Source organism: Roseateles sp. T103 (assembly GCF_057219915.1).
In genome coordinates this window covers 213,445-222,024 of sequence record NZ_JBXVVS010000001.1, presented here as the reverse complement: position 1 = coordinate 222,024, position 8,580 = coordinate 213,445, and the positions used below count along the sequence as shown (strand labels likewise).

At 67.4% G+C, this 8,580-nt stretch carries 6 protein-coding genes; all 6 read right to left on the bottom strand.

What is annotated here, in order from left to right:
- Nucleotides 1–29: 29 nt before the first annotated feature.
- The 6 genes from AC2EBS_RS00955 to AC2EBS_RS00930 all read right to left on the bottom strand — a co-directional run bounded on the left by AC2EBS_RS00955 (nucleotide 30) and on the right by AC2EBS_RS00930 (nucleotide 8,534).
- Entirely contained in the window at nucleotides 30–818 is a 789-nt protein-coding gene (locus AC2EBS_RS00955) for a SapC family protein (protein WP_484726515.1), read from the bottom strand.
- A gap of 46 nt (nucleotides 819–864) precedes the next feature.
- On the bottom strand, nucleotides 865–2,517 hold the full coding sequence (locus AC2EBS_RS00950; RefSeq protein WP_484726514.1) for a ShlB/FhaC/HecB family hemolysin secretion/activation protein: 1,653 nt from the start codon (nucleotides 2,515–2,517) through the stop codon (nucleotides 865–867).
- Between the two features lie 176 nt (nucleotides 2,518–2,693).
- Entirely contained in the window at nucleotides 2,694–4,643 is a 1,950-nt protein-coding gene (locus tag AC2EBS_RS00945) for a hypothetical protein (RefSeq protein ID WP_484726513.1), read from the bottom strand.
- A gap of 137 nt (nucleotides 4,644–4,780) precedes the next feature.
- A complete protein-coding gene (locus tag AC2EBS_RS00940) occupies nucleotides 4,781–6,358 on the bottom strand; it encodes an ABC transporter substrate-binding protein (protein WP_484726512.1) in 1,578 nt (525 codons plus the stop codon).
- A gap of 70 nt (nucleotides 6,359–6,428) precedes the next feature.
- On the bottom strand, nucleotides 6,429–7,727 hold the full coding sequence (locus tag AC2EBS_RS00935; protein ID WP_484726511.1) for a cyclic di-GMP phosphodiesterase: 1,299 nt from the start codon (nucleotides 7,725–7,727) through the stop codon (nucleotides 6,429–6,431).
- Nucleotides 7,728–7,886: 159 nt separating this feature from the next.
- Nucleotides 7,887–8,534, bottom strand: coding sequence for a c-type cytochrome (locus AC2EBS_RS00930; protein ID WP_484726510.1), 648 nt, complete (start codon nucleotides 8,532–8,534; stop codon nucleotides 7,887–7,889).
- Nucleotides 8,535–8,580 lie beyond the last annotated feature (46 nt).

Genomic DNA, 8,580 nt, shown 5'->3' with positions numbered 1-8,580 from the left:
CTTGCTGTTGTGTCTGGCGCTGCGCTCGTTCAGTGCAGCGGACCCATGGCGGCGACCTCCGGCGGCACTGCCGCGGCCGCATCGGCCACGCGCTGGTCCAGGCGCAGCGCAAGTCGCTGCACCTGGTTCAGCGACAGCAGGTGCGCATAGATCAGGCCCAGCCAGCCGCGCTGCAGCCACTGCTGCAGCGTCTCGGCCGGCAAGGCGCGCAGGCGCTCTTCGTCCACCACCTGGAAACCGCCGAGCGTCTGCTTCTGCGCGTCGCCGGCCAGCGTGTACTCGATGCTGCGCGGCTGCAGCAGCTGCGCCTGGGCCAGCGCATCGGCGAATTCGCGTGTGGCCGTCATCTCCTGGCGGAAGCCGACGAGGAACTGCATCACCTGCTGCAGCCAGGGACTCTCGCGGCCGCTCTCGTCGAACAGCGGCTGGCCGCTCTCGGCATTCAGCCCGGCATAAGCCTGGTCCACGCAGACGGTGAATTCCTGCGGCTGGCTCTCGTCCTCGGCCAGCACGAAGGGATAGCGCCGGATGAAGGCTGGCACATAGCTGCCACGCGCCCAGCGCGCCTCGCCATCGACGAACAGGTTCTCGCGGTCGCGCAGGCCCACCAGCGCAGCCAGCGTGTGATGCCCGGCCGTCTCGATGAAGACGCAGGGGAAATCCAGCGCTGCCTGCGGCAGCTCGGCGGCCGCCAGCAGTACCGAGTTGGTCTCGCGTGCGAACGAGAACGGCTGCTGCGCAGCAAGGTCCAGGCGCAGATGGCGGTGCGCATCGCGGTGCAGCGTGACGAGCTTGTCGTAGATCAGCAGGGTCTTCATGGTTCGCGTCCTCCTCTCGCTATGGGTCGTATTCGTGCGGCGCCGCTCAGCGCCAGAGCTTGTCCAGATCGGCCGACAGGCGCACTAGCAGCTCCGGCTTCTTGTCCTGGCCCTCGATGCGCCGCTGCGGCGCAGCCAGCGTGGCCGACACGGTCCACACCGGATGGGTCCAGACCAGTCCGAAGCCGGCGCTGAGCAGGCGCGTCGTCGCGCCGCCCTCGGTGCGCGTGGCGCCGTGGTCGACGAAGACGAAGGCGTCGTAGCGCTCCAGGAAGCGGCGGTGCACCTCCAGGCTCAGCGTCTCGCCCTTGTCGCCCGACGCGGTCGGCGAGCGGTAGCCCCGCACGCTGGACGAGCCGCCGATCTGGTACTGCAGCGTCGACGGCAGGCTGACGTCGCCGCTGTACTGCAGACCGGCGCGGCCCTGCAGCGACCAGTTCTCGCCGATCAGCTGCTGGCCGCTGGCGAGCAGCTGGTAGTGTGCGGTGCTGCGCGACTCCACGCCTTCGGCGCGCGTGCGCGCCGGCGTCGCCACCAGCGAGGCAATCCAGTTCGAGCGCTCGCCCAGGCGCGACAAGGTCAGCGACAGCGCGAGGCTGTCGGTACGCACGTCGGAGAAGCGCTCGTCAGCGATGTCGGTCGCCGAGCGCGTGTGCGACAAGGTGGCGCCGCCATCCAGCGCCCAGGCACCGCTGATCCACAGCGGCTGGGTCAGCGAGAGGTTGGCGCCATCGGACTTGCCGTCCAGCCGTACCGTCTCGAAGCCCGGCGACACCGCGCGGGTCAGGCCATGCGAAAGGCCCGCGCCCAGCCGTGTGCCCCAGGCCAGAAAGGGCCCCGGCAGCGCCAAGCTGTACTGCGCATTGGCCGAGGCCGAGCCCTTTGAGCCGATCAGCAGCAGGCTGAGCTTGTCGGCGCGGCCGAGCAGGTTGTTCCATGTTCCCGTGATGCTGAGCTGTTCGCGTCCCACCGACTCGGCGCCTTCGTTGCTGAGCGAGGCGCGCAGCGTCCAGGCAGGCGGCTCCTCGATCTGCACCTGCGCGACGCTCAGACCCGGCTCCTTGGTCTCGGCGGCAACAAAGCCCAGGCCGATGCGGGTGTCGGTGCCGCGATGCAGCCGCTCCAGGCGCCGGCCTATGCTCGGCACGTCGAGCAGCGCGCCTTCGGGTGTGTCGATCAGGCCGACGATGAAGTCCTTGTCCAGCCGCGTCTGGGCCGGCAGCTCGATGCGCGCCAGGCGCCCTTCGACCAAGCGCACCTTGAGCACCCCGTCGACGATCTTCTGCGAAGGCACGAAGGCACGCGCGGTGATGTGCCCGGCGGCGTAATAGAGCGCATTGATACGCTGCGCCAGCGCGCGCACATCGGCGAAGGTGGTCGGCTTGCCCAGCTGCGGCGCGACCGCCGCATCGAGCTGCGCACGGCTGAGCAGCTGGCTTTCGTCGAAATCCACGCGCTTGAGCATGAAGCTCGGGCCGGCCGGGACGGCGCCGGGCTCGCCGGACGCCGGTGCACTCAACTTGGGCGCGGTGGCCTCAGGCTTGCGCTGCTGGCGCTGGCGCTCCAGTTCCTCGCGCTGGCGCTGCAGCTGCGCCGGATCGGCGGTGGGCGGCAGCGGCGGGGTCTGCTGTTGGGCCAGCACGGCCGCTGCCGCAACGGCAGGCAGCAGGCTCGCAGCGAGGTGACGCAGGCGTGTCATCGGTGGCGGCTTCCCGTTCAGGATCGAACTGCCCGCCGCGGTGACGAGGCAGGGTCTGTGAACGAGTAGACGCCGGCACCGGTGTCAAAGCGACACCTAATTGCGCGAGTGACCACACTCCCCCCCTGCTTCGCGGGGGGAAGTCTGAGCTAGATCAAGGAATACGGACCAGAGCGCTAGAGCGGAATGCGGTAACGGCTCACCAGTCGGCGGCCGGCCCCATCCTGTGCCGTGAGCCAGAGCTCGAAGGCCACCGGTGTGCCGATCGCCAGCGGGCCGACGCCAGCCATGGGGCTGGCAAAGCGCGTCGTCTCCGACGGGGCGACCACAAACTCGCGCTGCTGCAGGCGGCCGTCCGCGTAGCGGATCACCGCCTTCACGCTGAGCAGGCGCAGATCGGGGTTGGCCGTGGCCCAGCCGCTCCACGACGGATCCAGGCCCGCCCGGAGCGCGGCAGCCGTCAGCGGCGCGCTGCTGCTCACACCATCGAAGACCGGGTAGCGCGCCAAGGCCGGCGCGCTGGTCTGCAGGTGGGCCGGCAGATGGGCCACGCGAGTTTCGTTGGCACCGGCCAGCGTGAAACTGGCGATGTACCGGGCGCCGCGCAGCGTATCCGCGCCGCCCAGCCAGCCCACACTGGCCGAGGCCAGCAAGGTATCGCTGACCTTGCCGGTGGCGTCAACGCTGGTGGCGCCTGCGGTGTCGCTGACGCACATCCAGTCCTGGGCGCAATAGGCAAACGGCAGGCTGAAGCCGCTGGGCGTCTGCACCGTGGCCTTGTCCAGCAGCTGCGCGTCGCCGCTGTCCTGTGCCTGCAGCAGCACCTGCACGCCCAGTGCCGGGTTCGGGCTGCTGGCGGCGCTGTCGACGGCGCCGGCGGCATCCAGCGCCAGCCAGGCCAGCGGACGGATGCGGAAGTCCAGCTTGCGGCCGTTGCCCTTGAGCGACCACTTCTTGGTCTTGGTGTCGTAGCTCAACGCATCGGCGAAATAGTCCATGCGCTTGCCGCTGCTGTCGGTCACGAAGGAGCCCACCAGCACGCGCGAGCAGTTGCCCGAGGTCAGCACGTCGTCGGCGCAACCCAGCAGCTGGAAGCGACTGAGCTGCCAGTTGGTCGTGGCGAAGCCGGCCAGACGCGTGGCCAGCGCTGTAGCGTCGCTACCGTTGTGCTTGTCGTAGGCGCTGAACAGCGCGTTCGAGGCGGCGATGGCGCCAGGTCCCTGCGCGATCAGCTGATTCAAGGCCACGGCGACATCGTCGATGGTGGCCAGATTGGCCGCCGTGGCTGCCGCGGCGGTGGTGGCCTTCAGCGTCGAGCTGATCGCATTGGTGGGCGTGCTGCCGGTGGTCTTGGCCAGCTCGGTGCGCGCGGTGGCCAGGTCCACCACGACTTCGGCGGCGCCGGAGACCAGGAACTTGTTGGACAGTTGCAGCAGGGCCTGGTCCTGCGCGTTGCGCGTGAGGTTCACGCGCAGCAGGTCCAGCAGCAGGTCCTGGCTGCCCTTGTTGGCTGCGAAGCCGCTGGCATTGAGCAGATCCAGCGTCTTCGCGTCGCTGATCTTCACATCCGATAGCGGCGTCTTGATCAGCACCTTGAGGAAGTCCGCTGCCGCAGTCAGCTGAGCCAGGCCGGCCAGCACGCTCTGCTGATCGGCCGCCTTTGCGAACACCGGGCCGGGCTCGGTGCCCAGCGCCAGCGCCAGCACCGCGTCGCTGAGCGGCGTGATGTTGGCGGTCATCGTCACTGCCGGCGTGGCCACCGCCGAATGCAGCAGCACCGGCGCGCCGGTGGCATCCAGGCCCCTGGCCTGCACCAACACCGCACCGGAGATGTTCTTCGAGCTCAGCTTGAGGCTGTAGCTGCCGTCCGCGGCATGCGCGGTGGTCGTGCCCAGCGCCGTGCCCTTGCTGTCGATCACGGTGATGGTGGCGCCGCCCAGCGGTGCGCCGACCGCGGCCACGCCGCTAAGCACCGGCTCGCTGGCCAGGCCGGACGAGCCGCCCGCCGAGCCTCCGGAAGACGCGCCGGAATCGCCCCCACCTCCGCCGCAGGCGCTCAGAGCCAGGGCGGCCAGCAGGGACAGGAACAGGTGCTTGACAGGCGAGGCTGGGGCTTGGGCGCGCATGGTCGGGGCTGGTCGGGATGACGAAGTCCCCACCAGTATGGCCGTGCGCGCCGCCCAGCTATGCCTTCATCAGCGGGGCGAAAGCCCCGCATTCGCCCGGCGCTTAGACGCGAGCCGCCGCAGGTTGCGGCGCCGCGTCACTTCGGGCCGACGCTGGCCCAGGCGACCTCGAACCAGTTGTCGGCGCGGTGCACCACATTGACGTTGGTCCGTGCGGCCCAGGGGATCATCTGCCGGTGCAGCGGGATGATGTTGACCTGCTCCTTGACCTCCATCAGCGCGGACTTGACCAGCTGCTCGCGCTTCTTCGGGTCGGCCTCGACGCTGCTTTGCCCAGCCAGGGCGTCGAACTTGTCGTTGCGGAAATTGCCGTAGTTGTAGTAGCCCACGCCCTTCTCGCCGCGGTTGCGCAGCACCGGGGTCATCATGGTCTCGGCATCGGTGATGGCGCCGCCCCAGCCGTACAGATACATGCTGGTATCGAGCTTTTCGACCTTGGGGAAGAAGGTCACACGCGGCATTGCGTTGACCTTGACCTTCACCTTGAGCTGCGCCCACATCGAGGCGAGCGCGAGGCAGATCTCCTCGTCGTTGATGTAGCGGTTGTTGGGGCAGTCCAGCGTCACCTCGAAGCCGTCGGCGAAGCCGGCGTCGGCCATCAGCTTGCGCGCAGCTGCCAGATCGAAGGGGTAGCGCGCCTCGATCGCCGGATCGTTGTAGGCGCCCAGCGGCGATGGCGTCAGACCCCCGGTGGGGATGGAAAGGCCATTCATCAACTTGGTGCGCATGGTCTCCACGTCGATGGCCTGGTACAGCGCCTTGCGCACGCGCAGGTCCTTGAAGGGGTTGCGGTCCCCCGGCACCTTGCCGTACAGCAGGGTGTCGCGCGCCTGGTCCATGCCGATGATCACCAGACGGTTTTCCGGGCCGTCGATCACCTTGACGCCCTGGGTGTTGCGCAGGCGTGGCACGTCGCGCGGCGCGGGATCGAGCACGAAGTCGATCTCGCCCGAGACCAAGGCAGCCAGGCGGGTGGCGTCATTGCCGATCGGCGTGAACACGATGTCCTGCACATTGCCGTCGAACTTGCCCCACCAGTTGGGGTTGCGTTTGAAGACGGTACGGATACCCGGCTCGCGCGTGACCAGCATGTAGGGCCCGGTGCCGTTGGCATTGCGTGCCGAGAAGGTCTCTTCCTTGTTCTTGAAGTCCAGCGGCCGGCCGACCTTGTGCTTCTCGCTCCAAGCCTTGCTCATCATCCACATCGCGTCCAGATGGTGGAGAAAGATCGGGTTGGGCTGGCTGAGCTGGAACTCGACGGTGAAATCGTCGATCTTGCGCGGCGTGCCCAGCGCATTGGCATAGACACTGACCTGCGAGGTGGGTTCCTTGGCGCGATTGATCGAGAAGACCACGTCGTCGGCGGTGAAGGGCGAGCCATCGTGGAACTTGACGCCCTGGCGCAGCTTGAAGCGCCAAACCAGCGGCGAGACCTGGCTCCACTCGGTCGCCAGCCCCGGCCCGATGTTCAGATGACGGTCGCGCTTGGTCAGACGCTCGTAGACCTGACCGTTGACCATATTGGTCATGCTCTCGTTCTGCGAGTGCGGATCCATGGTCTGCGGATCGCCTTGACTTGCCCAGCGCAAGGTCTGCGCCTGCACGGCCAAGCATGCAGACAGGCCGATCAGGCTCAAGGCAAAGAATCGCTTCATCAGCTCACTCCAGGGGTAGGAATGGGCCGGAGTGTAGACAGCGCTCGCAGCGCCTCGCAGCGGGATAGCCCTAGCGCACGTCGGGCTTGGACCAGAGCTCGTCGATGTGGCTGAAGCCCCAGTCCTGCGCCGCCTCGCGGCCGACGATCTTGTCGTCCACCGCAGGATCAGCCAGGTCCAGCACCTGCACCGGAATCGGCATCTTGGACTTGGTCGAGAAGAACAGCCGCACCTTGGGCGCGACCAGGCTGCCCGGGTTCTGGTCGATCACCACGCCGAGCCGGCCGGAGTGCATGCGCACCAGCGTGCCCACCGGATAGATGCCGACGCTCATCACGAAGGCCTTGAACACGGCCGGATCGAAATGCCCCTGCCACTGCGCCATGCGCTGAATGGAACCGGCTGCATCCCAGGCATTCTTGTAGGGGCGGTTCGAGGTGATGGCGTCGTACACGTCGCAGACGGCGCCCATGCGGGCGAGCAGCGAGATCTGCTCGCCGACCAGTTTCTTGGGATAGCCTGAACCGTCGATCTTCTCGTGGTGATGCAGGCAGACATCCAGTGCCGATTCCGGCACCGCGCCGCCCTCCTTGAGCATTTCGTAGCCGCGCACCGGGTGCGAGCGCATCACCGCAAACTCGGCATCGGTCAGCGCGCCGGGCTTGTTGAGCACATCCATGGGCATGGCCATCTTGCCGATGTCATGCAGCAGGCCGGCCAGTCCGGCCTCGCGCGTCTGCGCCTCGTCCATGCCCATCTGCCGTGCCAGCGCCACCATCAGCGCGCACACCGCCACCGAGTGCATATAGGTGTAGTCGTCCTTGGTCTTCAGCCGTGCCAGGCTGACCAGGGCCGAGGGGTTGCGCGCCACCGAATCGGCGATGTCGGCCACCAGCGGGACGCAGTCCTCGGCGCTGACGGCCTTGCCGAGTCGCGCCTCGCCGAACATCGCGACCACCGCCTCCTTGGAGCGCGCCACCAGCTTGACGGCATGAGCCATCTCCTCACCGGCAGGCACGCGCTTGAGCGAGCGCACCGGATCGGCAGGCGCCACCGGCACCGCCGCGACAGGGGCGGGGGACGCTATCGCCACAGGCTCCGGCGCGGCTGCAGGCGGTGCGGGCGGATCCGCCCGCACGCTCGGCGGCACCACATCCAGCCCGCGCGACACATCGATCCAGACGCCAGCCACCTTGCTGCCACGCAAGGCGGCAAGGTCAGCCGGATCGTCGATGACGAACTTGGTCTTCCAGAAGGGATGCGCCAGCCATGATCCCTCGAGCCCGTGCAGATACATGCCCAGGCGAACCTCGTGGACAGGAATCTTTTTCAGCGAGTTGGATGGAGGAGACTTGGCTGACACGGACATCAATGCTGCGCAGCACCCTGTGGCACTGCGTCTGCTAGCAATTTACCCGAGACGGGGTGCAGCAAGCGAAAAGAGAAAGCCGCCCGGGTGGCGGCTTTTCACAGCAGCCGCATAGAGCACGGCACTGCAGCAACTGGGCCGGACGACCCGGCACCCCAATCAGCGGAAGCGGCCCTGCGGCACCACGTCCATTTCACCCGGCAGCGAGGCCAGGTACTTGGACAGGGCCTTCAGCTCGGCGTGGCTGAACTGCTTGACCTGGGCTGCCATGATCGCGTTGCTGCGACCGATGACCGCATTGCCCTCGGTCTGGTAGGACTTCAGCGCCACATAGAGATAGTCGGCGTACTGGCCAGCGAGCTTCGGATAGCTGGGATCGATGCCCTTGCTGAAGTTCGCGCCGTGGCAGGAGATGCAGGCACCCTTGGTCAGCAATTCCTTGACCTGCGCGCTGGGCTCGGCAACCTTCTCAGGCGCAGCGGGCTTCTTGCTCTGCTGCTCGTAGTAGGCCGAGATGTCGGCAATGTCCTGCTCGGACAGCGACAGCGCGATGCCGCGCATGGTCGGGTGCTTGCGCTCGCCCTTGGCATAGGCATTCAGCGCGGCCGCGATGTACTTGGCGCTCTGGCCAGCAATCATCGGCACCTTGTGCACCTCGGGGAAGCTGGCCTGGTAGCCGGGAATGCCGTGGCATCCGATACACATTGCCACCTTCTTCTGGCCGGCGGCCACATCTTGCGCCTGCGCATGAGCGAAAGCACCCAGGGTTGCGGCCGCGGCCAGCGAGATCTTCAGCAGAGTGTTCATAGAGCCGGTTGTTCTGGAACTGAGTCCTTGATCTATCACCGGCGGC